We start from the raw sequence: 26,524 nt of genomic DNA on the forward strand, positions 1-26,524 counted from the left end.
AGTGTACGGAGGCGAACAGATCGGTGACCCTGCGTTGGTCTATGATCATTCGCTTGGCCTGCAGCCAAGCACCTCCAACGGCCCCGGCCTCACGCAACCCCTAAGCCCCCCGGCCGGGGCCGTCTTTGACTAAGGTCAAAGCCCCGTATGCGGCGCGTCTGCCTTCAAGAGTCGCACATAGGCCCCGCTCTCGTGCAGCTCGAGCCAACCCCGCTCGACCGCCATCTTAATGCCGGCGCCGAAGGCTGCTGCCCTTAAGCGTGTAGAGGAACGGCGCGTTTATCTTCTCGATATGGACGCGGCCGACTTGCACGGGCTCGATGCCGGCAGCGAGTTCGACGAGCTTTCGGGCAGCGGCTTCCGGATCGGCGAAGGGACGTTCGGCGGTGAGCTTCATGCGGCGGTCGGTCGGTGTACGGCGAGGGTGTGGGAATCGATGGTGTGGCTGGTGACTACCTCGCCACAGAAGCACCGAGCAATCCCTTCCGGCCGTTGTGAAGGCAAGGGGAGCGCCAGAGCATGCATCCGGTCCTTCCAGGCGATCCAGTCGCGCTGACGGCGCCAGGCCTCATAACCGGCCTCTGTGCGCGCGCTGCGCGAAGTGATGGACCGGAATCCCGTTGCAGGTGAGCGTGAGCCAGCCGGGCGGATCTATGGCCGGCGCGGCAACGACTGGCAAATATTCGATTGCGGTAACTGAAAAACAGGAAGAGACTTTCACGGTCGGACCCAACAAGCCCCCCACGGCTATCACCGAAGGAGGAGGGAATGACCGCTCATAAAAATTACGGATGGAAGCCGGCCACTGCCGCCCAACGTGAGGCGCACAGGGTCTTCAAGGAAACCGACGCCAAAGTAGCGATGTCCGAGTATGAACGCATCCAAGCGGCGTTTCATGCAAACCGCGAGAGGTTAAAGTCTGAACGACTTGCTCGCGAGGCCGAAGCGGCGGCTCGGAGGCACCAAAACCTGATCACGGCCCACTCTCCGAATGTGCATGGCGGTCTGCGGCACCGCTAATACGGGCATTCAAATTATCAATCTCTTGAGAGACTTGAACGCGCGATAGCTACGGCGCGCGCCCATTCCGGCCGGTCGTGCTCTTTCTTCGGCAGCGCGGCGATGTACTCGCCGGCATCGCGCAGCGCGGGGCCTGTAAGGCGCGCAAGGCAACGCCGTCCGCACGGAGGAGAGTTTTTATTAACGGCGCAGGCATCGGCAGATTATCAGGGAGGCTGCCGCCGGGCTTAGAGCGGGAGTTGAGCTGATGGGAGATCCGGGCCTATTGTACTGCGTTGCTGGGGACCGTGGCCCGATGGAGGGTGGTTCAGATGAAGATGCTTTTCACATCTCTGGTCGGCGTTTCGCTCTTCGGATTCGCGGTGACCGCTCAGGCGGACACGATTTACCCGAGGAAGCGATGTCGTGTGTACGATGACACCTCATTCATTCAAATTCCCGGCCAGTGCGGAACCATTCTGCCATACTACCCCCGCAAACTATTTGTCCATTCCTGGTGGAGGCAGCCTCGTGTTTGAGCGCTGGTATTGAGCACGACAACCCGGAAGGACCGCGAATACCGGCGATGATCAGCTAATGAGGAAGTTGAAAGCTGCATCACCTGGTCGAGCATTCTAGGATCTCTTCGACTTCAACCCGATCTTGGATGAGCCGCTATTGTTTTGGTGCCTCGGAAGGTGCTTCTGGCGCCGGGGGCTCGGCGGCCGGTGTGGTGCCTCTGAGTTCTGACGGAGCCGCACAATCGCCGGCCCAAATCTTGGTGCCCTTTACCGTGCCAACTAATTTGCAACCCATCGGTGCTCGCGGCTTTACCTGGGCTGCCGGTCTTTTGGCCACTCTCGGTGGAGCAGTCTGAGCTAACGCGCTAGTCGCAAAGAGCAGCAACGCGATGAGTCCGATTAGCGGCTTCATGGTCTTCCCCAATCAGTTCCTGTTCGCCTTCAGCCCGAGCGTGACCAGCCCATCGCGCCTATGTCCACACAGATCGCATAAACAATCACAAATGTATCGCGCACGCGACATGATTGAGTTGGCCCACAGGCTTGCACCGCGGTCTGTTTCGAGGGGGGCGGAGGCATGGGACCGCATCTCATTGCTATGGGAGTTTCATTCGACGTGGGCATGGCAACTCGCGATTGCGCAGTCGATCTTTGGCAGGGGAATCGAATGATCGCGAAATATTCAGCCCGACAGTGAGGCAGAGGAGGCATCAACGGTAACCCATCGCAGACGACACCGGCTTGTTCCAGTTGAAGTCCGGCCGGACATCAGCACCGCTCCTGCCGCAGGCAGAACAGGTGAACCTCGGCTCGATGTCGGACAGGTGCACCTCGTTCGGCCAGCGATCGGCATTCATGGCCACGTTGTGGCTGCAACGATAGTCCGAGCAATAACCAGGAGGTCCTCGTACACCCATATCGCGCATGTCGCCGAAAGTGATCTTGACTGGGCGGTGACCAGACGGTGTGCCGGCTCAATCACTGTGTGCGGCCCCTGCGTCGCCATCTAAAACGTGATTGCGAACAGCACAAAGGCCGAGATCCCGTTCGTCGACCTCGAATGCTGCGTTTCCGCTCTTATCTGAACGTCACGACGTTGTGGCGATCTGGTCAAGCGCCATCAGCTCGGCAGGATGTGTCGGGATACCACCTGTTATTGAGTTTCGCCCGCAGCGCGTCGCTGGCGTCACGCATGAACAAGACGAAATCAGCCTGCATGACGTCTTCGAAACTGATGCCGGCGATTTTAGCCCGCTCCTTTAGCAGGTCAGCATGCAGAGACGTCCGATTGAGTGAAAGTCGCCGCTTTCGAACTTCCAAGCTAGTGAGGGAGCAACAAAACATCGAAATGCCTTGTACAGGCTGATGTGAGTGCTCTTGGATTGCACCTACATAGACTCCGCCGGTGATCAAGTGATCTAATGACGCGAACCTCTCATACTTGAGAAGGACCGCAGCCGTATAAATGAAGAGTTCGTGGATAATGAATTTGAAGTTGTCGAACCAATCCTTCGAATAAGAGTTCAAGTTCTTGGGAGGGTAGCTGTAGGGCAGTACGGACTCGAAGAACCTCTTGATCAACGTGATTGCGTCCTCGGTCGGATTGTTCCTCGCAAGCGCAGTGAGGACGCGGACAAACTCGTCACGATAGGGGAGGAAAGACTCGATCGATGCGATTATTGCGTCATCGAACGGGTCAGATTTCGTGTCTACTCGCAGCGCCTCGAAGTTCTCAGCCAGCACTTCGAGATAGCCACGTAACGACGCGTCGCTCTGCGGCGAGCCTCGTTGAAGGAGATCTATTGTACGTGCGGCTCTTGACCTCGTCGGCAACGACACCGAGGTTTCTTCGATATATACTGGTGGTTTGCCAACTTGAGGCTTAGGAAAAAGAGGCTTGCCAAAAATCCAGCGAACCAATTGCTCGAAGTTCTCCGGATAGATCTCCTCGTTACTTAGATCGATGAAGATGCGCGAACCATAGTAGGTAGGTAGATAGGCTTTTCCTTCCGCGTCAACCTCGGAGATCACGGCCACAAATTTGTCCTGATCAGCCTTGGCGTAGATCTTGGGTGAGATGATTTGCGTCTCGGTGCCGACGCCACCACGCCGGTCGTCGGCGCGTTCCGCATAGAGACGATCCGAAACGATAACGACCTTCTGCACCTCCGGATCGGGGACCATCCTTTCCATGAAGGCGATCGAGTCGTGCCCCTCTTTGAGATCCCACTTGTCCAAAATGGCATCGACGCCGCTTTCACGTAGCTGCGTGGCTAGATCAACCACCCACTGCTGATGTTCGGGCGAAGTCCAGCTATATGAAACGAACACTTTGGGGGCTGACATAAGGGGGCTCCACGAATCAACGCCTGATCGTGGCATGATCGGAACGCACGCAGCATTCTACTGCGGGCATTTTCCGCCTTATTCACGCGACCAGTCGGGCGGAAGCTTCGACTAAATCTGGACCGCAAGCCGGCTAAGGCTTTTCACGGGCCGTGGGTCCAGTGGTCGGGAAGCCCTCGACAGCTGGCGCGGCGCTGGCCGCATGTCTTGAGCAACGTTGTCGATCCCGGTTGGGTGTGCTCAAGGATCGGCGGCCCCGGGGCGCCGGTAGATCTCGCGACGAGACAACGAACCCAGACTTGCCGGGTCGTAAGCGACGAACCGGCCGCCTTGGTCAGCGGTCGTTATTGGCATCATCTTCAGCAGGAGCAGCCGGCCGATGAGCTCCGGCATCGAGGCGGGGATATTCTCCCGTAGCGAACTCAGCCGTTGGCATTCGTGATCGGCAGTATCCGATCCGTGCGTTCCATGGCCGGCAACTTTGTCAGCCATGGTCGGTAGATTCGTTGTGCGGGCCGACATTCCATTATTTCATTTAGGGACTTGAAGGTGTCCGCGAGCTGCTTGCTTCCCATGTGCTTCCCAGCGCCTTCTTATCGGGAAGCTCCTCACTGTAAGTTACTATAGTTTAATGAGAATTTACGCACATCAGCCGGCGTCAGCGCGTGTCCGGCTATCACATGGCGGTCGTCGCCGGCGTCGTGTTCTTTGCGGTACGCGCGCTGCTGGCGCTGATCCCGGGATTTGCAGTGGGCTATCCGATCAAAAAATGGTCCGCTGCGGCAGCACTGGTGGCTGCCGCGTTCTACCTGCTGCTGTCCGGCGCGGAGGTCGCAACACAAAGATCGTTCTTCATGACGGCGGTGGTGCTGATCGCGGTGATGGTCGATCGTCGCGCCATCACTTTCCGCACGCTCGCGGTGGCCGCGATGATCGTGCTCGCTGTCGCGCCGGAGGCGTTGGTGCATCCGAGCTTCCAGATGTCGTTCGCGGCGACGCTTGGTCTCGTCGGGCTGGTGCAGATCGGCATGCCGAACCTGTTGGCCTCGCCCGATCACTCCGTCACTGCGCGCATCGCGCTGTGGGGCGGCCGCGAGCTCGTCATGCTGCTGATGGCCTCGCTGATCGCGGGGCTCGCGACGACGCCCTATGCCGCCTTCCATTTTCATCGCGTCACGCCCTACGGCGTGCTCGCCAATCTCGCGGCGATGCCGGTGGTCTCGGCGCTGGTGATGCCGGCCGGACTTTTGGGGCTGATCGCAGCGCCGTTCGGGCTTGATGGCGTATTCTGGTGGCTGATGGGGATCGGCATCGACTGGATGGTCGTTGTGACGCGCTGGGTCGCGGCGTTGCCTGGCGCCGTCGGCCGCATCACCGCCTTCGGGACCGGCCCGTTGACTGCCGCCAGCATTGGTCTCGTTCTGATGGGCCTGTTGCGCACGCCGCTGCGCTGGGTGGGCGCCGTCGTGCTGACGCTCGCAATCGGTTGGGCGCTGCACGTGCGCCAGCCCGACATCCTGATCGCAGGCGACGGCCACAGCATCGCGGTGCGCGGCAAGGGCGGCCAACTGCACCTGATCCGAACCGGCAAGGACAATTTTCTTCTCAAGGAGTGGCTTGCATCTGATGCTGATCCGCGCGGCGCGACTGATGCGTCGCTCGCCGATGGCGTCTCATGCGACGAAGGCGGTTGCGTGACGCCGCTCGCCGATGGTCGCCTGGTCGCGCTCTCGTTGCGTATCGACGCGCTGGCGGACGATTGCAGCCGCGCCGCGCTGGTGGTGACGGCGAAGCCTGCAGCAGCCGGTTGCGCGGCGATGGTCGTGGATCGCGAGCGTCTGAAGACGCAGGGCGCACTCGCGCTATCGCGCGATGGCGACGGTTTCACGCTGCAAACGGTGAAAGCAAGGAGCGCAAACCGCCCCTGGTCGCCGGCCGGGGCCGGCGATAGCGATTTCGAGCTCAGCCTCGCACCGCGGCCGGCTACTCCACGCAGCAAGGATGCTACGCCATCGGAGGCCGACCTGCAGGCCGAGGATTGAAAGACGCGTCAGCCGATCGGCAGGCGTGTCGTGGGCGTCGTGGTCGTGTGCTGCTCGACGGCGGGCTGCTCTGTCTTCTCGCCGAGCGGCTGCGTCACCGGCAATTGCAGAACCGTGGCACGCTGTCCCTCGACGAGCTGCGTTACCAGCACGTAGTTGCCGTCGGGGAATTCGATCGCATCATGATGACGATCGGGAATGTGCGGATCGACCTTACCGAACTTGCCGACGCGGGAATTGACGGTGCGCGTCCAGATCCAGCGATTGTCGTAGCGGACGTTGTCGGCGAAGGCGAGCTCGGTGCCTGGCAGGAGGCAGACGGCAACCGAGAGATCACGCTCCGACGCAAATCCACGCGTCGAGGTGCCGCGGAAGGTTGTCGTGACGATCGTCTCGCCGACTTGAGCGGGGCGGGTCGCAACGGCATGTAGGCTGTAGTCACACATCGGAGTGCTCCTCATGCGAGATAGCAGGTCCGCGCCCCCCCGGAGGCGCAGGCCTCTACCAGAGTTGGAAGCCTACGAGTGTATCGCGTTTGTGGGCAAATCTGCGGCCCGTCTGCGCATCGCCCGATCACATTATCTTTCCCGGCAAACGAGGAACAAAGCCTCTCGCCGAGACTCTATCTTGGTTCACATCATTCACTCACGCGAGCTTCCATCAGCGCCGGCAGCGGAGTACCCTGAAGAGGGCCAGCTCGCCTGCGGCGCAGGTGCGATCGCATTGTTGGAATTGCGGAATGGCGCGCTGGTTGCCGCCGCGTGCTCTGCCTTTCGGGCGGCGTGGCCTTTCGGGCGGCGTGGTGTTGCGCTGCATCGCTCGCAGGTGCCGATCCCGCGATCAAGGCTGCCGAGATCACGCCTAAAATCACCTGCCGCATGGGTTTTGTCCTCTGCAGCCCGCACAGCGCATTCGCGCCTGCCATGCTTGAGGATTAGCTCTGTGCAGGTGTAGGGATAATCACAGTGGAAGCGACAACGCTATTTTGCTGGAGCGGACGATCCGTCCGCCCGTATCGCCGTGCGATGGCTGGCAATCTGCCGGGCAATCGGTACTTTCTGCTGGGCAATCAGTACTTCCGATACAGCCCGATCAGCTTGCCCTGAATCTTCACCCGGTTCGGCGGCAGGATGCGCACCTCATAGGCGGTGTTGGCGGGCTCCAGCGCGATCGACGCGCCGCGCCGGCGGAAACGCTTGAGCGTCGCTTCCTCGTCGTCGATCAGCGCCACCACGATGTCGCCGGTGTCAGCGGTCTCGTTGCGCTGGATCAGCGCCATGTCGCCATCCAGGATGCCGGCATCGACCATCGAATCGCCGCGCACTTCGAGCGCATAGTGCTCGCCCGAGCCGAGCATGTCCGGAGGCACGCTGATGGTGTGGCTGCGGGTCTGCAACGCCTCGATCGGCGTGCCGGCCGCGATCCGTCCCATCACGGGCACGGCGACCGGACGCTCGCCGTCGTCGACAGACGCGCTGGCGCTCCGCACCTTGCCGAGATTGCCTTCGATGACGCTCGGCGTGAAGCCGCGGCGGCCGGCGCCTGCGGCTTGAAGCTCGGGCAGCTTGATGACCTCGATGGCGCGCGCGCGGTTAGGCAGGCGACGGATGAAGCCGCGCTCTTCCAGCGCGGTGATCAGGCGGTGAATGCCGGACTTCGAGCGCAGATCGAGCGCGTCCTTCATCTCATCGAAGGAGGGCGGCACACCGCTTTCCTTGAGGCGCTCACTGATGAACCGCAGAAGCTCGTATTGTTTGCGCGTTAACATCTCGACCAAATCCCCCGGTTGATGTCGTTCGATTCCGAGACGCCAGATTCAGCAGAAGCCGCTAGATGCTCGAAACAAATCATGAACGGACACTATATGTTCGATATGTGTTCCGCAACCACTTAATTTTGTGTGAACGCGGCGAAGTTCGCATCACGCGCGAATCAGATTGCACTCACAAGGGCAGCCGCAACACCTCGCAAGGCGTGCCTGCTTCGGCCTTTGGCGCGAACGGCGCGCGCACGAGAAGTGCTTGTGCGGTAGCAAGATTCGCAAGCAGCGAGGAGTCCTGGTGGTTGACGGGAACGGCCACCAGCGTGCCGTCCTCGCGCTCCTCGAGCCGTGCGCGCAAATAGTCCTCGCGGACGTCGTTGGGCCCGACGTCGCGCCCGAGCACGGCGCGCTCGCGGCGGTGATGAACGCGCGAGCGGCCAGCAAGCGCGCGAATCAACGGCACCATGAACAGGAAGCCGCAGACATAGGACGAGACCGGATTGCCGGGCAGGCCGATCACCCGCATCGCGCCGAGATGGCCGTGCATCATCGGCTTGCCCGGCCGCATCGCGATCTTCCAGAACGCCATCTCGAAGCCTTCGGCCTGGAGCGCTGGCCTGACCAGATCGTGGTCGCCGACCGACGCACCGCCGGTCGTGATGAGGATGTCGGCGCCGCTCTCGCGGGCCCGGCGGATCCCGGCGGTGGTCGCCGCAACCGTATCGGCGGCAATGCCGAGATCGACCGTTTCGGCGCCCTCGGCCCGCGCCAGCGCGTGCAGGGCGTAGCCGTTGGAGAAGACGATCTGGCCCGCGCCGGGCGTTGCGCCCGGCATCACCAACTCGTCGCCGGTCGCGAGAATCGCGACCCTCGGCCGGCGACGCACGGCAAGCTCCGGATGGTTCATGCCGGCGGCCAGTGAGAGGTCGCGTTCGGTGAGTCTGGCTCCCTGTCGCAGGAGCACGTCGCCCTCGAAGAAATCGACGCCAGCAGGACGGATGTGCCGTCCAGCGATCGCGGCCTCCTTGATCGTGACGCGCCTGCCGTTTGCGACCGTGTCCTCCTGGATTACCACCGCGTCCGCGCCATCGGGCACCACGCCGCCAGTGAAGATCCGCACGGCCTGGCCCGCGCCAACCGCTCCCGCAAATGGCCGGCCGGCCGCGACCTCGCCGATCACGGTGAGCTCTGCGTCCACCGTCGCCGCGTCGGCGGCGCGCACCGCATAGCCATCCATCGCCGACATCGCCTGCGGCGGCTGCGTACGCCGCGCGGCGACATCGCGCGCCAGCACGCGATGGTAGGCCGCATCCAGCGCAACCATCTCCTCGGCCACCGGCTCTACGCCGGCAAGCACTGCGGCAAGCGCGTCGGACACCGGCATCAGGGCCACGGGCAAACTCCTGCTGAGCAAATCGAAGGACAGGTCGCGTTGCGTTCTAGCCGAGTGCAGGCTTCGAGGCAAAAGGGGGCGATCACGAAGGCGGAGATGAATTGTCCCTCCAGCACCGGAACGGCAGGGATGCCCTTTAGGACAATATCGCGCCTTTCCGCTTCCAGCTCAGAATTGCCGCGCGCCATCGCACGCAGGTGCGTCAGGAGACATCCGGGAGAACCCTGATGGCAGAGACTTCAAAGCTATCGGTTGAGAAAGCTCTCGAGAAGCTGCGCGGCGATGAGCCGCCGAAATCGAAGAGCGCAAAGCTGGACGAGGAGATCGAGGCGCTCAAGGAGAAGACGAGCCGCATGCGCGCGCAACGGCAGCGTCTCGATCGGCCTCAACCCAAGCGCAGTTGAATGCGCCTAGCGTGGACGCCGCGCGATCGTCTCGATGACGAGAAGGACCGGGATGACGGTGGCCAAGCATGCCACGGCGACAACCAGGCTCACGGCTAGCATCAGGTGGCTCCCGTTTCATTGTCCGGATCGACGTCGGGCGCCTTCAGGCTGTGATCCATCTCGGGCAGGGGGTCGCCCTGCGATTTGAGATCCGCCGCCTTGCTGACCAGCTTCGCGGACAGCTGCGAATTCGACGTTGACTTGGCGAACTTGAGAAGGATCGAGGCTTGCTTGTTGAAGTAAGACTTGCCCAACACGATCACACATCCGTTGTAGAAAATCCCAACGGACATACGACTCCCGACGCGTTGATCCGTTCCGGGAACTCTGTCTAAAAATGCACAGAGTGAGTTGGTTCCACAATTTGCTAAAAAAGTTCCCGGTGATGGCCGGAACCGAACGCTGAGCGACCGCAGCAATGGGGCGCTTAGAATCCCAGCGCCTTCAGCGCCTCGCCGACGTCGTGAGGCGACGTGACGTGAACCGCGGTCAGCCCTCGTGCCCGCGCGCCTTCGATGTTTTCGGCGAGATCGTCGAAGAACACGATTCGCCTCGCCGGCACGCCGATCGCGGCGACGACATGGTCGAAAGCTTCCGCATCGGGTTTGCGCAGGCCGATGCTGGAGGACAGGTACATCTCGCGGAAATGGCCGAGCACGTCGGCATACTCCTTCGAGAAATAGTCCACATGCGGCCGGTTGGTGTTGGAGAAGGCGTAGAGCGGCACGTGTTGTGCCGCGCGCGGCAACAGGTTGGCGATGTCGGGCATCTCGCCCGCGAAGATCGCATTCCACCCCTCCAGGAATTGCGCGTCGGAGATTTCGATCCCGAGCGAGCGGCGCAGCGAGTCGAAATAGACCTCGTCGCTGATCTTGCCCATCTCGTGCAGCCGATAGGCCTCATCGCGGACATAGCGCGTCACGATCGATTGCGGTTCGCAGCCGGCATGTCCCGCCCAGCAGGCGATCGCCTTGGAGAAATCGATGTCGAGCACGACGCGACCGAGGTCGAACAGGAGCGCATCCGCGCTGCCGGGAGAGAGGAGGGAGGTCATTGCATCCTTTCAGTAACGATAAGGCTCGATATCCAGCAGCGGAAACGCGCTGAACACGCTTGGTACGTTGGTGGCGGTCGCCGGATGCAGGCAGGATGCGTTCACCTCGGCAAACGAGGTGGCCCCCAGCAGCCCGAGACACCGCAACACTTCGTCTTCGAGTAGCTCCAACATCCGTGTGATGCCGGATTCGCCGGCCGCGGCCAACGCCCAGCACTGCAGGCGCCCGATGCCGACGAGGTCCGCGCCCATGGCGAGCGCCTTGACGATGTCGGTGCCGCGGCAGAATCCGCCGTCGACCATGATCTTCGCGCGTCCCTTCACGGCATCGACGATCTCCGGCAATACGTGCATGGCGCCGCGGCCATGATCAAGCTGGCGGCCGCCATGGTTGGAGACGTAGATCCACTCGACGCCGTGATCGAGCGCGATGTGCGCGTCCTCGGCAGTCGCGATACCCTTGATGATGAGCGGGATCTTGAACTTGTCCTTGATCAGCTTCACGGTCCGCCACTCCAGGCCCTTCTGGTAGTCGCCGCCGGTGGCGCGCAGCCGGCTCTCGCGAACATAGCGCTTGGCGATGTCGCGTTCGCGACGGCTGTAATGGGCGGTGTCGACCGTCAGGCAGAACGCGGCGTAGGTGCTTTTCACCGCGCGGGCGACGACATCCTCGACGAAGGCGTCATCGCCGCGGACATAGAGCTGGTAGAAGCGCAGCGCATCGGGAGCTGCTTCTGCGGTCTTCTCGAGGCCCGGATCCGACACCGAGCTCAGCATATGCGCTGCACCGAAGGCGCCGGCCCCGCGTGCAACGGAGGCTGCGCCGTGCGGATCGAAGATTTCGAGCGCGCCGACCGGCGCCAGTACGACCGGCAGGCGCATCTTGCGGCCGAACTGCTCGACGGAACCATCGACATTGCGCATGTCGCGCAGCACGCGCGGGCGGAAGGCGATCTCGTCCAGCGCCATGCGGTTGCGGCGCATCGTGGTCTCCGTCTCGGCGGCGCCGACGATATAGTCCCAGGCGTTCTGGTTGAGGTTGGAGCGCGCCTTGCGAATGAATTCGTGCAGGTTCTGGAACGGCTCGTCGCTGGCACCCAGTTCGACGTTTCGTTGGGGCCGGATACGGGGCGCGTCGTTCATTGTTATCCTCCCGAGAATTTGAAGCCTTATTCCATCGCCTAACCGGTTCGGCGCGCCAAAACCATCCCAAAATCGCATAGCTTGAGCGCGTTGGCCGGACGGGTCGATTCCGCCCCCGGCGCGAACCGGCCGAGGAACGTTGCCAAAAGTTTAGGCTGGGACGAAGGGTTTTTTGCCGGATGCAAGCCAACGTGGCGGACCGGCCTTGAAGAAACCAGAATGGTATTGTGAGACACCGGCTGGATCGCCATTTGCATGGCGGCTCCCAACCGCCAGCGAAAAGGCCAATCGATCCATGCGGAAAACCCTGCTGTTCCCCCTCGGCGCGCTGACCGGCGCGTGTTTGACTCTGCTGGCAACCTCTCCGCAAGGCGGGCAATGGGTGGCGAGAGCGGCGGCGGGCGCGGACGATGCCTATTCGCAACTGAACCTGTTCGGCGAAGTTTTCGAGCGGGTCAAGGCGAGCTACGTCGAGAAGCCCGACAATTCCAAGCTGATCGAAGGTGCCATCAACGGCATGGTCACCTCGCTCGATCCGCATTCGCGCTACATGAACGACAAGGCCTGGACCGAGATGCAGGAGACCACCTCCGGCGAGTTCGGCGGGCTCGGCATCGAGGTCACGATGGAGGAGGGCCTGGTCAAGGTCGTGGCGCCCATCGACGACACGCCGGCCTCCAAGGCCGGCCTCCTGTCCGGCGATCTCATCAGCAAGATCGATGGCGAGGCGGTGATGGGCATGACGCTCGAGCAGGCCGTCAACAAGATGAAGGGCCCGGTCGACACCAAGACCAAGCTCACCATCGTGCGCAAGGGCGCCGACGCGCCGCTCGACGTCGCGATCACGCGTGAGATCATCCATGTGCGCCCGGTCCGGTTCCACACCGAGGGCGGCGATATCGGCTATATCCGCCTCACCTCGTTCAACGAGCAGACCACCGACGGACTGCGCAAGGCGATTACGTCGATCTCCAAGGAGATTCCGCAGGAGAAGCTTGCAGGCTACGTCGTCGATCTCCGCAACAATCCGGGCGGGTTGCTCGACCAGGCGGTCTCGGTGTCGAGCGCCTTCCTCGCCCGCGGCGAGGTGGTGTCGACCCGCGGCCGGAACCCGGAAGAGACGCAGCGCTTCACCGCGCATGGCGGCGACCTCACCAAGGGCAAGCCGCTGGTGGTGCTGATCAATGGCGGCTCGGCTTCCGCGTCCGAGATCGTGGCCGGCGCGCTGCATGACCACAAACGCGCCACGCTGATCGGCACGCGATCGTTCGGCAAGGGCTCGGTGCAGACGATCATCCCGCTCGGCTCCGGCAGCGGCGCGTTGGCGCTGACCACCGCGCGCTACTACACGCCGTCGGGCCGCTCGATCCAGGCGCAGGGCATCGCGCCCGACATCGAGATCCTTCAGGACGTCCCGGCGGAGCTGAAGGGGCGTGTCGACACGATGGCCGAATCCCAAATGCGCGGCCATCTCTCCGCAGCCGACGGCAGCGAGCAGACCGGCTCGCAATCCTACGTGCCGCCGGAAGAGAGGGACGACAAGGCCTTGCATGCCGCCTTCGACTTCCTGCACGGCGTGACCGTGAATGCCGCGGCCGCGAAGCCGACACAAAAGACGGCGGTGCCGAACTGAGGCCTTAGGCCGAGATGCGGTAGGGTGGGCAAAGGAGCGTCAGCGACGTGCCCACCGCTTCTGTATCCGCGGCGAGGCACGAGGTGGGCACGCTTCCGCCTTCGCTCTTCGAGCTACGGCGGACAAGTCGCTTTGCCCACCCTACGAATTACGATGCGAAGGCCTGGCGCCTAGCCCGCTTCGCGGCGGCGGCTTTCGTGGCCGGGCCTCTGGGCAAGCCGGCTGCGGTGGAGCGTAAACAGCTCCTGCACCTTGTCGACTGGCTTCGCGGCGCTGAACAGATAGCCCTGCATTTCACTGCAACCGAGCGAGCGGAGCAGGCGCTGCTGCTCCTCCGTCTCCACACCTTCCGCGGTCGTCGTCATGCGCCGCGCGGCGGCGAGATTGACCACGGCCTGCACGATGCTGGAGGAGCCGTCGGGGCCGGCGATGTCCTCGACGAAGCAGCGATCGATCTTGATCTTGTCGAACGGGAAGCGGTGCAGGTAGCTCAGTGACGAGTAGCCCGTGCCGAAATCGTCGAGCGCGATGCGTACGCCGATGGCGCGGAGCTGATGCAGGATGGCGAGCGCGGTGTCGTCGTCGCGGATCAGCACGGCCTCGGTGATCTCGAGCTCGAGCCGGCTCGCCGGCAGGTTGGAGGCGGCCAGCGCTGCCATGATCTTCAGCGCCAGCGTGCCGCTCTTGAACTGCACCGGCGAGACGTTGACCGCAAGGCGGATGTCCTCCGGCCAGGTCGCAGCATCCCGGCACGCCGTCGTGAGCACCCACTCGCCGATCTCGTTGATGAGGCCGGTGTCCTCCGCGATCGGGATGAACTCGGCGGGCGAGACCATGCCGCGCTCGGGATGGCGCCAGCGCACCAGGGCCTCGCAGCCCGTGATGGTCTCGTCCTTCAGGCTGAGGCAGGGCTGGTAGAACACCTCGAGCCCGCCATGGGCAATCGCATGCCTGAGATCCGTCTCGAGCTGTCGCCGCTCGCGGACTTTGGCATCCATCTCCGGCTCGAAGAAGCGATAGGTGCGGCGGCCGGCCGCCTTGGCAGCGTACATCGCCAGATCCGCATTCTTCAGGATCTGATCGAGCTCGGTGCCATGGTCAGGCGCCAGCGCAATGCCGATCGAAGCGTCGGTGGTGATATGGTGGCCCATGCAGTCGAACGGCTCGCGGATGGCGGCGAACACCCGCGCCACGAGATCGGTGACGTGATCAGGCGAGGTCACGGCGCTCTGCACGATCGCGAATTCGTCGCCGCCGAGACGGGCGACGAATTCGGTCTCGCCGGCGCAGCGGTTCAGATGCGCGGCGATCGATTTCAGCAACTCGTCGCCGACGAGATGGCCGAGCGCGTCATTGACGCCCTTGAATTCGTCGATGTCGATGTAATGCACGGCGATCAGCTCGCCGTCGGCCATAGCACCCAGGACGTCCCGCAGATGCTCGTGGAACATGGCGCGGTTGGGCAGGTCGGTCAGCGCGTCATAATGCGCAAGATGCGTGATGCGCTCCTCGGTGCGGCGGCGCTCGGTGATGTCCTCATGCGTCGCAACCCACCCGCCGTCGGCGAGAGGCTCGTTGACGATCTGGATCGAGCGGCCGTCGGATGTGTCGATGACCATGGAATTGCGGATGTGGATGTCGCGCAGTACGCGCGCGACATAGCGGTCGACGTCGCCGGCGAACGAGCCGGTCGCCTTGCGGTGCGCGATGATGTCGTGGAAGCTGCAACCGGGCTTCACGACGTCGGCCGAGAGGCCGTACATCTCGAGATAGCGCTGGTTGCAGACGATCAGCCGTCGCGAGTCGTCGAATAGCAGGAGCCCCTGCGTCATATTGTTGACGGCGCGGTCGAGCCGCTGCTTCTCCAGCGTCAGCCGTTCCCGTGAAAGACGGTGCTGTGCCGACAGTTTGCGAACCACGGCAATCAGCAAGCCGGAGATGGCGAGCGCCGATGCAAAGGCGATCGAGACCAGGAGTCCGATCTGCTCGCGCCAGTCCGCGAGCGCCGCCGTTCTCGTGTTGGTCGCGACCATCACGATCGGGAAATGGGGCAGGGCGTGCGACGAGATCAGGCGGTCGTCACCGTCGACCGTGCTTGTGAAGCGGCCGGTGAAGTGGTCGAGGTCGAACATCTTCCGCTGCGCTTCGGAACCGATCTTGAAGTTCTGGCCCATGGCTTCGTCGACATGGGGGTAGCGGGCGAGCAGCGTGCCGTCGCGGTGAAGCATCGAGATCGTCGCGCCTTCGCCGAGTGCGACGGAGGCGAAGAATTTCTCGAAGCCGGCAGGCTCGATGCCGCGCCCGACCACGCCCAGGAACTCGCCGTTCGGGCCAGGGACCTTGCGGAGGATCAGGATCGTCCACATGCCGGAGACCAGGCTATGGACGGGTTGGACCAGCATGTCCGGCGAGCGCGGATCGGATTTGAGAGTTCGGAAATAGGCGCGGTCGGCGACATTGACCTTCGGCGGAGGCCAGACGAGCGAGGAGTTGATCAGCTCGCCGTCGGCGTCGAAGATATTGACGCCGCCGACATAGGACAGCGCCTCCATCTTGGAGCGGAGCGTCCGATGGATGTCCTGCGTGGACAGGCGCCTGCGGTAGTCTTCGACGCTCGCAATCCCGCTGGCGCGCATATTCGTGATCAGGTCTTTCTGGATGACCTCGAAATCCTGGAGCTGCTGGTCGAAATGATGAGCGAGGAGCAGCGCCGTGTTATCCAGCTCGCGCGCACTGTTGCGCAGCGCCCGTTCGCGGAAGTTCTGGGCCATCAGCGTCGCGCCGATCACGATCGCCGCAATCAGCAGCATGCCGCCGACCACCAGCCAGCGGATCGGTCCGCTACGGATCAATGCCGTTTGATCAAGGAGGCGACTGCCGAAACCCGTCATGATCTGAAACGCTGCCGTGCACACGCCAGGATCAGTTCTTGAGCCCGGAAACACCCGTTGGTTTACGGGAACGATGTGGAGGCGACGTTAGGAAGCGCGGTTAACGGAGGGTAAATCGGCGCGAGAGTCCCGGAGCGCAGCGCCGTGAGCAAAGCCAGCAGATATTGCCGATGCCGTGCATATGAGCGGTCAATTCTTGCCGGCCGCGCTCGCGTCAACCGAAACTTAACCATCTAACATGCTGGCGGCGCTCGCGCGCGCTCTGGCACGCTGCTTGCGAGTGGTTTCGTCATCCCATGGAGAGGACAGGATAACAGAATCATGAAGTCGAAGTTGCAGAAGTTCATTGCCGACGAATCCGGCGCCACCGCGATCGAATACGGCCTGATCGCCGCCGGCATCGCGCTTGCCATCATCACCGTCGTCAACGGCCTCGGCAGCAAGCTCAACAGCAAGTTCGGATCGATCAGCGCTTCGCTGCGCTGATCGTCCGCGTTGCGCTCCGCAACAGGGGCGCCGCCACGATCAGCGCCGCGACGACGTTCGCGGCGGCGCTGATCAGGATCGACAGCGTGTAGCTGTGGGTGGCGTCGTAGGCGAAGCCCGCGGCGCTCGGCCCGATCAGCGTGCCGAACGCGACGCTGGTGTAGAGAATGCCGATGATCCCGCTGACGTTGCGCCCGCCGAAATGGTCCATCACGACGGCGGGGAGCACTGCGACCCAACCGCCGTAGAACACACCATACACGAAGGCGAAGCCGGCGAGCGCGAAGGCGCTCGCCGAGACCGCCCAGATCGCCATGGCGAGCGCCATGCCGAGCAGGACCATGATCAGCGACCGGTCACGGCCGATCCGGTCGGCGAGCCCGCCGAGCAGGAAGCGCCCGGCGGTGCTGCCGACGCCGATCGTGCCAAGCAGCAGCACGGCGGACGAGGTCGCAACGCCGTGATCGCGTGCGTAGGGCACGAGATGGACGAAGGGGACGAAAGCGCCGAACGAGCAGACCAGACACGACAGGTACAGGCCGGCGAACCGCGCGGAGCGCACGGCCTCCAGCACCGAGGCGCCTCCGGTTCCGATCGTGCGTGCTGCCTCAGGTGGGGCGCCGTCCGGGCCGAGGCCACGGTCGTGTGGATCGTTCTCGAGCAGCAATGAAATCCCGCCACCCAGCACGATGGCGACAGCAGCGAGCACCAGATAGGCCCCGCGCCAGCCGAATGTCGCGATCAGCAGCGACGCGATCGGCGGCATCGCCAGCGTGCCGAGCCCGATGCCGCTGACTGCCAGTCCGGAAGCAAATCCGCGGCGTTTGACGAACCAGCGCTGTACCGCGCCGATCGCGGGGACGTAGGCGCAGCCGACGCCGAGGCCTATTCCGAGACCGTAGGCGAGATAGACCTCGGTGAGCGATCGCGCCGCGCTTGCGGCCGCGAGGCCTGCGGCGACCACAATCATGCCCGTCACGGCCAGGGAACGCGCGCCAAAGCGGTCGGCGAGCGGACCGCTGACGACCCCGAGGGCGAAATACAGAAAGCCCGCAATCGAGAACACCAGCGAAACCGAGCCGCGCGAGGCGCCGAAGTCTCGTTGGAGCGGTTCCAGGAACGCGCTGAACGTGTAGGCGGAGCCGAAACCGACGAACGTCACCGCGAAGGCCGCGGCGACGACGAGCCAGCCGTAGAAAATGCGGGGGCGGGTGAATGTCGTCGTGTCTGCCATCTCGGCCTCCATGGTGTGATGCGACAATTGACACCGGTAAACGATTTATACAGGTGTTTGTTGCCGTCAACCGGTAAAAATGATTTACTGGTGTCCATGTCGAAGCAGTCCCGGAAATTCAAGGTTCCCGACGAGTTGGCCGCCCTCTACGACTTCGCCAATTCGCTCGACGTCCGCCACTTCGTGCATTTCGGCGTGCAGCATCCGCAGAGCGATGCGCTCTCGGGCCCGAAGGAGCTCGCGGCGTGGTTGGCGGAGCACGGCATGGGCGAGGGCGGCGCGAAGATCACGCCTGTGATGTTCCAGGCCGCGCTGCGGCTGCGTGGGGCGCTACGCGCCTATTTGCAATGCGAGCCGGCCGAGCGGCGCAGGAATAAGGATGTCCTTGCCGCGCTCGATGGCGCGCTCGAGCCATTTCCGTTGCGGGTCGAGGCGCGTGCGGGCCGCGGCGCAACGCTCGCAGCGGTGCGTCAGGATGCCCTTGCGGGCCTGTCGGCCATCGCCATCGAGCTTCACGACGGCACGCTTGCAGGGACGCTGGACCGGCTGAAGATGTGCGCGTCGGAGGAATGTCGCCGCGTGTTCTACGACCGGTCGAAACCGTCCACGCGGCGCTGGTGCATGTCGACGCTATGCGGCAACCGGATGAAGACGCGCGCCTATCGCGAGCGCCAGCGCGAGGCCCGGTAGTGCGGGCGAGATAGCGTGTGGCTCGTCGTTCGGGGTTCACCTCTCCCCAGCGGGGAGAGGTCGGATTGCGAAGCAATCCGGGTGAGGGGCCGCAGCATTCAGTGAGGCCGTAACCCCTCACCCGGATCGCATCTTTCGATGCGATCCGACCTCTCCCTACGGGAGAGGTGGACCTGCTACCGATTCAACCAAAACTCATTTCCGCTTTGGTACAGGCCGCGTGCTCAGACCCGGTAGTGGCCGGACTTGCCGCCCTTCTTCTCGACGAGATGGATGCCCTCGATGCGCACGCCGCGCTCCACTGCCTTGATCATATCGTAGATCGTGAGACAGGCGACCGAGACGGCGGTCAGCGCCTCCATCTCGACGCCGGTCGGACCTGTGACCTTGACGGCGGCGCGGACGAGGCAACCGGGCAGCTTGTCATCGGGCTCGATGTCGACGGTGACCTTCGAGAGCGCGAGGGGATGGCAGAGCGGGATCAGCTCCGAGGTGCGCTTGGCCGCCATGATGCCGGCGATGCGCGCGGTGCCGAGCACGTCGCCCTTCTTGGCGTTGCCGGAGCGGATCAGATTGAGCGTCGCCCTGGTCATGACGACGCGCCCCTCCGCGACGGCGATCCGCTCGGTCGCGGGCTTCTCCGACACGTCCACCATCCGCGCCTCGCCGGAGGCGCCGATATGGGTGAGGGCGGGAGTTGCCTTGGCTTTGATCCTGGACGGTGAACGCGCCATCTCAGCGCGTGCCCGGGGCGTGCGTGGCCTCGCGCGACAGGAGCGCGCGGGTGGCAGCCGTCACGTCGGCTTGCCGCATCAGGCTTTCGCCGACGAGGAAGGTCGACATCCCCACGCGCTCGAGGCGGGCAAGGTCCGCGGGTGTGAAGATGCCGCTTTCGCCGACCATCAGCCGTTCCCGCGGGATCAGCGGAGCCAGCGTCTCGCTGGTCGCAAGCGTGGTTTCGAAGGTCCGCAAGTTGCGATTGTTGACCCCGATCATCGGTGAGCGCAGTTTCAGCGCGCGGTCGAGCTCGCTCGCGTCGTGGATCTCGATCAGGACGTCCATGCCGAGGCACAGCGCGGCGTCCTCGATATCCTTTGCCACCGTATCGTCGAGCGCCGCCATGATGATCAGGATGCAATCGGCGCCATGGGCGCGGGCCTCGACCACCTGATAGGTGTCGAACAGAAAATCCTTGCGCAGCACCGGCAGCGACGTCGCGGCGCGCGCCGCGACCATGAAGTCGATATGACCCTGGAAGGAGGGCGTATCCGTCAGTACTGAGAGGCAAGCAGCGCCGCCGGCCTCGTAGGCCTTGGCGAGCAGGGGCGGATCGAAATCGGGACGGATCAGCCCCTTGGAGGGGGACGCCTTCTTGACCTCGGCGATCAGCGCATAGTCGCCATTGGCGAGCCTGTTACGGATCGCGCGCAGAAAACCGCGCGGTGCAGGTGCGATCTTGGCCTTGGCTTCCAGGGCGGCCAGCGGCTGTGCGCGCTTGGCTGCCGCGATCTCCTCGCGCTTATACGCCTCGATCTTGGTCAGGATGTCCGACATGCGAGGCTCAGCTATTGGAGACCGCGATCAGGTGTTTTAGCCGCGCCGCCGCCGCGCCGCTGTCGATCGACTTGGCGCCGAGCGCAACACCTTCCTTGATGTCCTTGGCGCGGCCGGCCACCACCAGCGCGGCAGCCGCGTTGACCAGAGCGACATCGCGATAGGCGCTGGGCTTGCCGTCGAGCACGCTTTGCAGCGCGACCGCGTTGGCGTCGGCGTCGCCGCCCTTCAAGCCAACGGCTTCGCAGCGCGGAAGGCCCGCGTCCTCCGGGGTGATCTCAAAGGTCTTGATCTCGCCCTTGTGCAGCGAGCTGACGAAGGTCGGGCCGGTGAGGGTGATCTCGTCGAGCCCGTCAGAGCCGTGCACCACCCAGACCGAGTCGGAGCCGAGATTCTTCAGCACCTGCACCAGCGGCTGCACCCATTGCCGGGAGAACACGCCGACCATCTGCCGCTTCACGCCGGCCGGATTGGACAGCGGGCCGAGCAGGTTGAAGATGGTGCGGGTGGCGAGCTCGACGCGGGTCGGGCCGACGTTCTTCATCGCGGGATGGTGCGCGGGCGCGAACATGAAGCCGATGCCGCACTCCCGCACGCAGCGGCCGACGTCCTCGGGCTTGAGATCGATCTTCACGCCGAGCGAGGCCAGCACGTCGGCTGCGCCCGAGCGCGACGACAGCGCGCGGTTGCCATGCTTTGCGACCGGCACACCGGCGCCCGAGACGATGAATGACGCGCAGGTCGAGACATTGACCGAGCCCGAGCCGTCGCCGCCGGTGCCGACGATGTCGACGGCATCCGCGGGAGCGTCCACGCGCAGCATCTTGGAGCGCATCGCCGAGACTGCGCCGGTGATCTCGTCCACGGTTTCGCCGCGCACACGCAGCGCCATCAGAAGCCCGCCCATCTGCGAGGGCGTGGCCTCGCCGGACATCATGGCATCGAAGGCTGAGGCGGCTTCGTCACGCGACAGGCTGGCGCCGGTCGCCACTTTTCCAATGATCGATTTCAGGTCGTCCATCGCGTGCTTTCAACTGATTACTGGTTCGCGCCCGTCACCTGCGCGAAGGCGGCCTGATTAATGGTGGTTCCGATGTCGGTTTCAAGCTTGTTGACGTAGGATGCCACTTGCTCGTCGGTGAGCGAACGGTCGAGGCTCTCCTTCAACTTGGCAATACCCTCGGATGCGAGATCGACCGGCGGATCGACGATGTCGGTCACGCGGAAGATGATGACCTCGCCGCCTGCACCTGGGGTCTGGCCGACGCCATCCTTGGCGGTGCGGAATGCGGCCGCGACCAGGCTCGACGGCACACCGGTGGGCGTGTCCTCGCGCTTGACGCCCGAGGCGGTCTCGACCTTGGCGTTGATGGCTGCGGCTTCGTCCGCGAGCTTGGCTCCCTGTTCGACCTTCTGCACGATCTCGGTGGCCTTGGCCCGCAGCTTGGCCGTGATCTGGTCTTGACGCCAGCGCGCCTCGACCTGGTCGCGGACCTCGTCGAGGCTGCGCTCGCGCGACGGCGTGATGCCGAGCACGTCGTACCAGACGTAGCCGCCGCGGAAGGAGATCGGATCGTTGTCGACGCCGACATCGCTGTTGAAGGCTTGCGACACCACGTCGAGCCCTTGCGGGATGTTGGCGGCCGGCTGGCCGCTGGGCGTCCGGCCGGAGCGGTCGACAGCCTCGATGGTCACCGCAGCAAGCCCGAGCTTCTGCGCCGCCTCGATGACGCTGGAGCCGCCGCCGCGCTCGTCTTCCATCTTGTCGCGCAATTCCCCGACCTTGGCGCGGGCGCGCTCGGCCGCGATTTCCCGTTTGATGTCGCCGGCGAGGTTGGCGTAGTTGGCCTCAGCGCCCGGTTCGATCTTGTCGACCTTGACCAGCGCCACGCCAAAACGGCCCTGCACTGGCTGGCTGATCTCACCCGCGGGCAGCGCAAAGGCGGCGTCAGCCACGGCCGGATCGAGGATCGCGGATTTGGTGACGAGGCCGAGATCGGCGTCCGCCGCGCTGAGCCCGCGCTCCTTGGCGAGATCCTCGAACGACGTTCCGCCCGCGAGCCGGGTGCGCGCGGCTTGCGCCTCCTCGACCGTCGGGAACACGAGCTGGTGCACTTGGCGCTTCTCCGGCGTGCCGAGCCGGTCCTTGCGCTGCTCGAACACCTTCTTGGCGTCGTCGTCGGAGACGTCGGTCCACTTGCCGATTTCCTCCGGCGAGATCACGACGAAGGAGATCTTGCGGTATTCGGGCGCGCGGAACTGGACCTTGTGATCCTCGAAATAGGCGGCGAGCGCCTCGGGCGAGGGCGGGTCGATCGTGCCGGCTTGCGCCGCGTCGAGCTTGACGAATTCGATGGAGCGCTGCTCGTTCTGATAGCGGCTCAGCGCATCGATCATGGTCTTGGGCGGCTCGAGGCCCGCGCCAATCGTGCCGGTGATCTGTCGGCGCAGCGACACCTTGCGCTGCTCGGCGGTGTAGCGCTGCTCGGTGTAGCCGAAATTGCGGATCATGGCCTGGAAGCGTTGCGCATCGAAATTGCCGGCGGCGCCCTTGAAGTTCGGGTCGTTCATGATCATGCGGCGGATCTCGTCGTCCGACACGCCGAGCCCGAGCCGGCGGGCCTCTTCATCGAGGGCGGCTTCCGCGATCGCCTGCTGGAGCACCTGGCGGTCAAGGCCGAAGGCGCGCGCCTGCTCAGGCGTCAGCGGGCGGCCGAATTGACGGCCGATCTGCTGCATGCGGTCGGTATAGATCTGCCGGAATTCGTTCAGCGAAATCTCGGTGTGGCCGACCTTGGCCACCGTCGACTGCCCAAAGCCGCGGAAAATGTCGGCGATGCCCCAAATGCCGAAACTGATGATCAATACACCCATCACCACGGCCATAATCGTCTTGCCGAGCCAGTTTGATGAGGCCTTGCGCATTCCTCGAAGCATCGCGTCCAACTTGTTTGGCAGGAGGGAACCGGGCGCGCCTTAAAGCAGATTCCGCAAAAGCGCATCACCGAATTGATATGGCATCATAAAGTGGCGGCTTTCCCCCCGCAACCTGCCGCTCCCTTAAGCTGTGTTAACAGGGCGGGTCTCTGGAACTGGGACGCCCGGTCTGCTAGCGCATGCCAGACCTCATTTCGCTGGAATATGCACATGACAGACGCCATCCGACCGCTGATTGCCGGAAACTGGAAGATGAACGGCCTCAAGGCCTCCGCTGCCGAATTCGACGCCATGCTCACCGGCGCGGCAGAGGTCGCCGCCAAGGCGGATCTCCTGGTGTGTCCGCCGGCGACGCTGATTGCGGCCTTTGCCGCCAAGGCGGTCGGCAAGAAGGTCGCCGTCGGTGCGCAGGATTGCCACCCTAAGGCCTCCGGTGCCCATACGGGCGATATCGCGGCGGAAATGCTGATGGATGCGGGCGCTTCCGCCATCATCGTCGGTCATTCCGAGCGCCGCGCCGACCACGGCGAGAGCGATGAATTGGTGCGGCAGAAGGCCGAGGCGGCCTGGCGGGCAGGGGTAATCGCGATCGTCTGCGTCGGCGAGACGCAGGGCCAACGTGATGCCGGACAGACCCTGGATGTCCTGCGCGGCCAGCTCAACCTGTCGCTGCCGGACGGCTCAAAAGCGGACAATCTGGTCGTGGCCTATGAGCCGGTCTGGGCGATCGGCACGGGCCTGACCCCCACGGCCAAGGATGTCGAGCAGATTCATGGCTTTATCCGGGAACTGCTGATCTCCCGGTTCAGGGACGAGGGGGAGAAGATGCGCATCCTCTATGGCGGCTCGGTCAAGCCGTCGAACGCGGCCGAGCTGATGGCGGTCAAAAACGTCAACGGCGCGCTGGTCGGCGGTGCCAGCCTCAAGGCGGCCGATTTCCTAGCGATTGCCCAAGGCTGCCCTTAGCTAACAAGGGCTGCCCTCAGCTAAGCGGCAAAGCGCAAGGCGGCTCAACGCGGAGTCCGGACCGATGGGGGGTGGCAATGCCGGTCCTGATCGTGTAACACCGCGCAACTTCAGGAAAACCCCGCAAAGCGCGATGGCTGCCGGCACCGGCGCTACCCGCTTGTGACGGAAGGGTACCATGCAGACCGTTGTGATCGTTATCCATCTCATGATCGTCGCCGTGATGATCGGCGCCGTGCTGCTGCAGAAGTCGGAAGGCGGCGGCCTCGGCATGGGTGGAGGCGCAGGCTTCATGTCGAGCCGCGGCACCGCGAATCTCTTATCGCGCACGACCGCGATCCTGGCCGCCGGTTTTTTCCTGACCAGCCTCTTCCTGTCCTGGTATGCGGGGTACGACCGTAAGCCGTCTTCGATTATTGGCCAGCCGGCGTCGCAGTCTCAGCCCGCCGGTGGTGCGGCTCCGGTGGCGCCGCCGACCTCGGGCGGCGTCCTGGATACGCTGAAGAAGGCGGACGAGCAGCAGCAGAATCAGGCGCCCACCGGTCCGCAGGCGCCACGTTCGCAATAAAGCAGAGGGGCCATGCAGGACGACGCCTAGCGTCCTGCATCAACAATCCCCATCAAGGCTCTGGCAACACACTCAGTTCTGGCTCACCCACAGGCCCGCAAATTGTTAGGGGCGGGACGCGAATCGCTTTGGCGAATCGAGTTCGGGGGATTAAAGGTTAAGTCCCATGGCGCGGTACATATTCATCACCGGCGGCGTGGTTTCTTCGCTCGGCAAGGGTTTGGCTTCAGCGGCACTGGGTGCTCTGTTGCAAGCCCGGGGCTACAAGGTCCGCCTCCGCAAGCTCGACCCCTATCTCAATCTCGATCCCGGAACGATGTCGCCGTATCAGCACGGCGAAGTGTTCGTGACCGATGACGGCGCGGAGACCGATCTCGACCTCGGTCACTATGAGCGCTTCACAGGGCGGCCGGCGACCAAGGCCGACAACATCACCACGGGCCGCATCTATCAGGACATCATCTCCAAGGAGCGCCGCGGCGATTATCTCGGCGCGACGATCCAGGTCGTGCCGCACGTCACGAACGCCATCAAGGAGTTCGTGCTGTCAGGCAATGACGACTACGATTTCGTGCTGGTCGAGATCGGCGGCACCGTCGGCGACATCGAAGGTTTGCCGTTCTTCGAAGCGATCCGCCAGCTTGGGAACGAGCTGCCGCGCGATCACGCCGTCTACATCCATCTCACGCTGCTCCCGTACATACCGAGCGCAGGCGAGCTCAAGACGAAACCGACGCAGCATTCGGTGAAGGAGCTGCGCTCGATCGGCATCCAGCCGGATATCCTGCTCTGTCGCACCGATCGCGAGATTCCGAAGGAAGAACGCCGCAAGCTCGGGCTGTTCTGCAACGTGCGCGAAAGCGCCGTGATCGAGGCGCGCGACGTCGACAACATCTACGCCGTGCCCGAGGCCTATCACGCCGCGGGCCTCGACGACGAAGTGCTCGCCGCCTTCGGCATCGGCTCGCGTATTCCACCGGAGCTGCGAAGCTGGCAGCAGATCAACGAGCGTGTCCGCAATCCCGAGGGCAACGTCACTATCGCCATCGTCGGCAAATACACCGGCATGAAGGATGCGTATAAATCGCTGATCGAGGCACTGTCGCACGGCGGCATCGCCAACAAGGTGAAGGTCAATCTCGATTGGATCGAGAGCGAGATCTTCGAGAAGGAAGATCCCGCGCCCTTCCTCGAGCACGTCAACGGAATCCTCGTGCCCGGCGGCTTCGGCCAGCGCGGCGCCGAAGGCAAGATCAAGGCGGCGCAGTTCGCGCGCGAGCGCGACGTGCCCTATTTCGGCATCTGCTTCGGCATGCAGATGGCGGTGATCGAAGCTGCGCGAAATCTCGTCGGCATCGAGGAGGCCAACTCCACCGAGTTCGGTCCGACCAAGGAGCCGCTCGTCGGTCTGATGACCGAATGGCTGCGCGGCAATGAGCTCGAGAAGCGCTCGCAGGCCGGAGACCTCGGCGGCACGATGCGGCTTGGTGCCTATCCCGCAGCGCTCACGCGCGGCAGCCGCGTCTCGCAGATCTATGGCGGTGCGACCGAGATTTCCGAGCGCCATCGCCACCGCTACGAGGTCAACACCGCCTACAAGGACCACCTCGAGCAGCACGGTTTGAAGTTCTCAGGCCTGTCGCCCGACGGCGTGCTGCCGGAGATCGTCGAATACGAGGATCACCCCTGGTTCATCGGCGTGCAGTTCCACCCCGAGCTGAAGTCACGGCCCTTCGAGCCGCATCCGTTGTTCGCCTCCTTCATTCAGGCGGCGGCGAAGCAGAGCCGGCTGGTGTAAGCACCTCCAGCCTTTGACGCGCGCGCAAATTGTTGCGACAACTCCCTGCCGCAAGAACAAC

Annotated in this window: 25 protein-coding genes and 1 pseudogene; 9 read left to right on the forward strand and 17 right to left on the reverse strand. The window is 63.7% G+C overall.

The window, feature by feature from the left end:
- Positions 1-226 precede the first annotated feature (226 nt).
- Complete coding sequence (locus SO139_RS17185; protein ID WP_449382298.1) at positions 227-397, reverse strand: hypothetical protein; 171 nt, start codon at positions 395-397, stop codon at positions 227-229.
- A gap of 371 nt (positions 398-768) precedes the next feature.
- Between SO139_RS17185 and SO139_RS17190 the strand changes: the two genes are divergently transcribed.
- Complete coding sequence (locus SO139_RS17190) at positions 769-1,020, forward strand: hypothetical protein (protein ID WP_449382299.1); 252 nt, start codon at positions 769-771, stop codon at positions 1,018-1,020.
- A gap of 1,210 nt (positions 1,021-2,230) precedes the next feature.
- On the opposite strand, the gene SO139_RS17195 is transcribed toward SO139_RS17190, so the two are convergent.
- From SO139_RS17195 to SO139_RS17205, 3 genes are all read right to left on the reverse strand, one after another.
- Complete coding sequence (locus SO139_RS17195) at positions 2,231-2,383, reverse strand: hypothetical protein (protein WP_449382300.1); 153 nt, start codon at positions 2,381-2,383, stop codon at positions 2,231-2,233.
- Between the two features lie 247 nt (positions 2,384-2,630).
- A complete protein-coding gene (locus SO139_RS17200; protein ID WP_449382301.1) occupies positions 2,631-3,866 on the reverse strand; it encodes an SEFIR domain-containing protein in 1,236 nt (411 codons plus the stop codon).
- Positions 3,867-4,106: 240 nt separating this feature from the next.
- A complete protein-coding gene (locus SO139_RS17205) occupies positions 4,107-4,358 on the reverse strand; it encodes a hypothetical protein (RefSeq protein ID WP_498540298.1) in 252 nt (83 codons plus the stop codon).
- A 173-nt stretch (positions 4,359-4,531) separates the two neighbouring features.
- Between SO139_RS17205 and SO139_RS17210 the strand changes: the two are divergent.
- Positions 4,532-5,908, forward strand: a pseudogene (locus tag SO139_RS17210) (ComEC/Rec2 family competence protein); the annotation flags it as partial.
- Between the two features lie 8 nt (positions 5,909-5,916).
- Here the strand turns inward: SO139_RS17210 and SO139_RS17215 are convergent.
- The 3 genes from SO139_RS17215 to SO139_RS17225 all read right to left on the reverse strand — a co-directional run bounded on the left by SO139_RS17215 (position 5,917) and on the right by SO139_RS17225 (position 9,063).
- Positions 5,917-6,354, reverse strand: a complete 438-nt coding sequence (locus tag SO139_RS17215) for a hypothetical protein (protein WP_027522621.1) — start codon at positions 6,352-6,354, stop codon at positions 5,917-5,919.
- Between the two features lie 623 nt (positions 6,355-6,977).
- A complete protein-coding gene (gene lexA / locus SO139_RS17220; RefSeq protein ID WP_449382303.1) occupies positions 6,978-7,676 on the reverse strand; it encodes a transcriptional repressor LexA in 699 nt (232 codons plus the stop codon).
- 175 nt (positions 7,677-7,851) lie between these two features.
- Complete coding sequence (locus SO139_RS17225) at positions 7,852-9,063, reverse strand: molybdopterin molybdotransferase MoeA (RefSeq protein WP_449382304.1); 1,212 nt, start codon at positions 9,061-9,063, stop codon at positions 7,852-7,854.
- A 227-nt stretch (positions 9,064-9,290) separates the two neighbouring features.
- On the opposite strand from SO139_RS17225, the gene SO139_RS17230 reads away from it, so the two are divergent.
- On the forward strand, positions 9,291-9,467 hold the full coding sequence (locus SO139_RS17230) for a hypothetical protein (protein WP_449382305.1): 177 nt from the start codon (positions 9,291-9,293) through the stop codon (positions 9,465-9,467).
- Between the two features lie 101 nt (positions 9,468-9,568).
- Here SO139_RS17230 and SO139_RS17235 read toward each other — a convergent pair whose 3' ends face one another.
- The 4 genes from SO139_RS17235 to SO139_RS17250 all read right to left on the reverse strand — a co-directional run bounded on the left by SO139_RS17235 (position 9,569) and on the right by SO139_RS17250 (position 11,963).
- Entirely contained in the window at positions 9,569-9,802 is a 234-nt protein-coding gene (locus tag SO139_RS17235) for a hypothetical protein (protein WP_449382306.1), read from the reverse strand.
- A 134-nt stretch (positions 9,803-9,936) separates the two neighbouring features.
- Positions 9,937-10,563, reverse strand: coding sequence for an HAD-IA family hydrolase (locus SO139_RS17240; protein ID WP_498540299.1), 627 nt, complete (start codon positions 10,561-10,563; stop codon positions 9,937-9,939).
- 9 nt (positions 10,564-10,572) lie between these two features.
- On the reverse strand, positions 10,573-11,706 hold the full coding sequence (locus tag SO139_RS17245; RefSeq protein ID WP_449382308.1) for an alpha-hydroxy acid oxidase: 1,134 nt from the start codon (positions 11,704-11,706) through the stop codon (positions 10,573-10,575).
- Between the two features lie 38 nt (positions 11,707-11,744).
- Complete coding sequence (locus SO139_RS17250) at positions 11,745-11,963, reverse strand: hypothetical protein (RefSeq protein ID WP_449382309.1); 219 nt, start codon at positions 11,961-11,963, stop codon at positions 11,745-11,747.
- 38 nt (positions 11,964-12,001) lie between these two features.
- On the opposite strand from SO139_RS17250, the gene SO139_RS17255 reads away from it, so the two are divergent.
- Positions 12,002-13,339 carry a S41 family peptidase gene (locus SO139_RS17255; protein ID WP_449382310.1) on the forward strand — a complete coding sequence of 446 codons (1,338 nt, stop codon included), beginning with the start codon at positions 12,002-12,004 and terminating at the stop codon, positions 13,337-13,339.
- A 170-nt stretch (positions 13,340-13,509) separates the two neighbouring features.
- Here the strand turns inward: SO139_RS17255 and SO139_RS17260 are convergent, their stop codons facing one another.
- Positions 13,510-16,233 carry a bifunctional diguanylate cyclase/phosphodiesterase gene (locus SO139_RS17260; protein WP_498540305.1) on the reverse strand — a complete coding sequence of 908 codons (2,724 nt, stop codon included), beginning with the start codon at positions 16,231-16,233 and terminating at the stop codon, positions 13,510-13,512.
- A 318-nt stretch (positions 16,234-16,551) separates the two neighbouring features.
- Between SO139_RS17260 and SO139_RS17265 the strand changes: the two genes are divergently transcribed.
- The gene (locus SO139_RS17265; RefSeq protein ID WP_449382311.1) at positions 16,552-16,716 is read left to right on the forward strand and encodes a Flp family type IVb pilin; all 165 of its coding nucleotides are present in this window, start codon (positions 16,552-16,554) and stop codon (positions 16,714-16,716) included.
- Here SO139_RS17265 and SO139_RS17270 read toward each other — a convergent pair.
- Complete coding sequence (locus tag SO139_RS17270; RefSeq protein ID WP_449382312.1) at positions 16,697-17,950, reverse strand: MFS transporter; 1,254 nt, start codon at positions 17,948-17,950, stop codon at positions 16,697-16,699. The two genes, SO139_RS17265 and SO139_RS17270, sit on opposite strands and share 20 nt — an antisense overlap.
- A 96-nt stretch (positions 17,951-18,046) precedes the next feature.
- On the opposite strand from SO139_RS17270, the gene SO139_RS17275 reads away from it, so the two are divergent.
- A complete protein-coding gene (locus SO139_RS17275; protein WP_449382344.1) occupies positions 18,047-18,640 on the forward strand; it encodes a CGNR zinc finger domain-containing protein in 594 nt (197 codons plus the stop codon).
- A 224-nt stretch (positions 18,641-18,864) separates the two neighbouring features.
- On the opposite strand, the gene moaC is transcribed toward SO139_RS17275, so the two are convergent.
- The 4 genes from moaC to SO139_RS17295 are packed head-to-tail and all read right to left on the reverse strand — an operon-like array spanning position 18,865 to position 23,131.
- Positions 18,865-19,374 (reverse strand): cyclic pyranopterin monophosphate synthase MoaC, encoded by a 510-nt coding sequence (gene moaC, locus SO139_RS17280; protein ID WP_449382313.1) that lies wholly within the window; start codon positions 19,372-19,374, stop codon positions 18,865-18,867.
- A 1-nt stretch (position 19,375) separates the two neighbouring features.
- Entirely contained in the window at positions 19,376-20,194 is an 819-nt protein-coding gene (trpC, locus tag SO139_RS17285; RefSeq protein WP_449382314.1) for an indole-3-glycerol phosphate synthase TrpC, read from the reverse strand.
- 7 nt (positions 20,195-20,201) lie between these two features.
- On the reverse strand, positions 20,202-21,215 hold the full coding sequence (gene trpD, locus SO139_RS17290) for an anthranilate phosphoribosyltransferase (protein ID WP_449382315.1): 1,014 nt from the start codon (positions 21,213-21,215) through the stop codon (positions 20,202-20,204).
- A 17-nt stretch (positions 21,216-21,232) separates the two neighbouring features.
- Positions 21,233-23,131: a peptidylprolyl isomerase gene (locus tag SO139_RS17295; RefSeq protein WP_449382316.1), complete on the reverse strand. Its 1,899-nt coding sequence runs from the start codon at positions 23,129-23,131 to the stop codon at positions 21,233-21,235.
- 210 nt (positions 23,132-23,341) lie between these two features.
- Here SO139_RS17295 and tpiA point away from each other — a divergent pair, with 210 nt between their 5' ends.
- From tpiA to pyrG, 3 genes are all read left to right on the forward strand, one after another.
- Complete coding sequence (gene tpiA, locus SO139_RS17300) at positions 23,342-24,097, forward strand: triose-phosphate isomerase (RefSeq protein WP_449382317.1); 756 nt, start codon at positions 23,342-23,344, stop codon at positions 24,095-24,097.
- Between the two features lie 178 nt (positions 24,098-24,275).
- Positions 24,276-24,665, forward strand: a complete 390-nt coding sequence (secG, locus tag SO139_RS17305; RefSeq protein ID WP_449382318.1) for a preprotein translocase subunit SecG — start codon at positions 24,276-24,278, stop codon at positions 24,663-24,665.
- 166 nt (positions 24,666-24,831) lie between these two features.
- Positions 24,832-26,463, forward strand: coding sequence for a CTP synthase (gene pyrG / locus SO139_RS17310; protein ID WP_449382319.1), 1,632 nt, complete (start codon positions 24,832-24,834; stop codon positions 26,461-26,463).
- Positions 26,464-26,524 lie beyond the last annotated feature (61 nt).

The organism is Bradyrhizobium sp. UFLA05-89, from assembly GCF_059803475.1.

Bases quoted from the DNA above. Each gene is read 5' to 3' on its own strand.
- SO139_RS17185 (WP_449382298.1), bottom strand. From the start codon at position 397: ATGAAGCTCACCGCCGAACGTCCCTTCGCCGATCCGGAAGCCGCTGCC.
- SO139_RS17190 (WP_449382299.1), top strand. From the start codon at position 769: ATGACCGCTCATAAAAATTACGGATGGAAGCCGGCCACTGCCGCCCAA.
- SO139_RS17200 (WP_449382301.1), bottom strand. From the start codon at position 3,866: ATGTCAGCCCCCAAAGTGTTCGTTTCATATAGCTGGACTTCGCCCGAA.
- SO139_RS17205 (WP_498540298.1), bottom strand. From the start codon at position 4,358: ATGGCTGACAAAGTTGCCGGCCATGGAACGCACGGATCGGATACTGCC.
- SO139_RS17215 (WP_027522621.1), bottom strand. From the start codon at position 6,354: ATGTGTGACTACAGCCTACATGCCGTTGCGACCCGCCCCGCTCAAGTC.
- lexA (WP_449382303.1), bottom strand. From the start codon at position 7,676: ATGTTAACGCGCAAACAATACGAGCTTCTGCGGTTCATCAGTGAGCGC.
- SO139_RS17230 (WP_449382305.1), top strand. From the start codon at position 9,291: ATGGCAGAGACTTCAAAGCTATCGGTTGAGAAAGCTCTCGAGAAGCTG.
- SO139_RS17235 (WP_449382306.1), bottom strand. From the start codon at position 9,802: ATGTCCGTTGGGATTTTCTACAACGGATGTGTGATCGTGTTGGGCAAG.
- SO139_RS17240 (WP_498540299.1), bottom strand. From the start codon at position 10,563: ATGACCTCCCTCCTCTCTCCCGGCAGCGCGGATGCGCTCCTGTTCGAC.
- SO139_RS17245 (WP_449382308.1), bottom strand. From the start codon at position 11,706: ATGAACGACGCGCCCCGTATCCGGCCCCAACGAAACGTCGAACTGGGT.
- SO139_RS17250 (WP_449382309.1), bottom strand. From the start codon at position 11,963: ATGCAAATGGCGATCCAGCCGGTGTCTCACAATACCATTCTGGTTTCT.
- SO139_RS17255 (WP_449382310.1), top strand. From the start codon at position 12,002: ATGCGGAAAACCCTGCTGTTCCCCCTCGGCGCGCTGACCGGCGCGTGT.
- SO139_RS17265 (WP_449382311.1), top strand. From the start codon at position 16,552: ATGAAGTCGAAGTTGCAGAAGTTCATTGCCGACGAATCCGGCGCCACC.
- SO139_RS17270 (WP_449382312.1), bottom strand. From the start codon at position 17,950: ATGGCAGACACGACGACATTCACCCGCCCCCGCATTTTCTACGGCTGG.
- SO139_RS17275 (WP_449382344.1), top strand. From the start codon at position 18,047: ATGTCGAAGCAGTCCCGGAAATTCAAGGTTCCCGACGAGTTGGCCGCC.
- moaC (WP_449382313.1), bottom strand. From the start codon at position 19,374: ATGGCGCGTTCACCGTCCAGGATCAAAGCCAAGGCAACTCCCGCCCTC.
- trpC (WP_449382314.1), bottom strand. From the start codon at position 20,194: ATGTCGGACATCCTGACCAAGATCGAGGCGTATAAGCGCGAGGAGATC.
- trpD (WP_449382315.1), bottom strand. From the start codon at position 21,215: ATGGACGACCTGAAATCGATCATTGGAAAAGTGGCGACCGGCGCCAGC.
- SO139_RS17295 (WP_449382316.1), bottom strand. From the start codon at position 23,131: ATGCTTCGAGGAATGCGCAAGGCCTCATCAAACTGGCTCGGCAAGACG.
- tpiA (WP_449382317.1), top strand. From the start codon at position 23,342: ATGACAGACGCCATCCGACCGCTGATTGCCGGAAACTGGAAGATGAAC.
- secG (WP_449382318.1), top strand. From the start codon at position 24,276: ATGCAGACCGTTGTGATCGTTATCCATCTCATGATCGTCGCCGTGATG.
- pyrG (WP_449382319.1), top strand. From the start codon at position 24,832: ATGGCGCGGTACATATTCATCACCGGCGGCGTGGTTTCTTCGCTCGGC.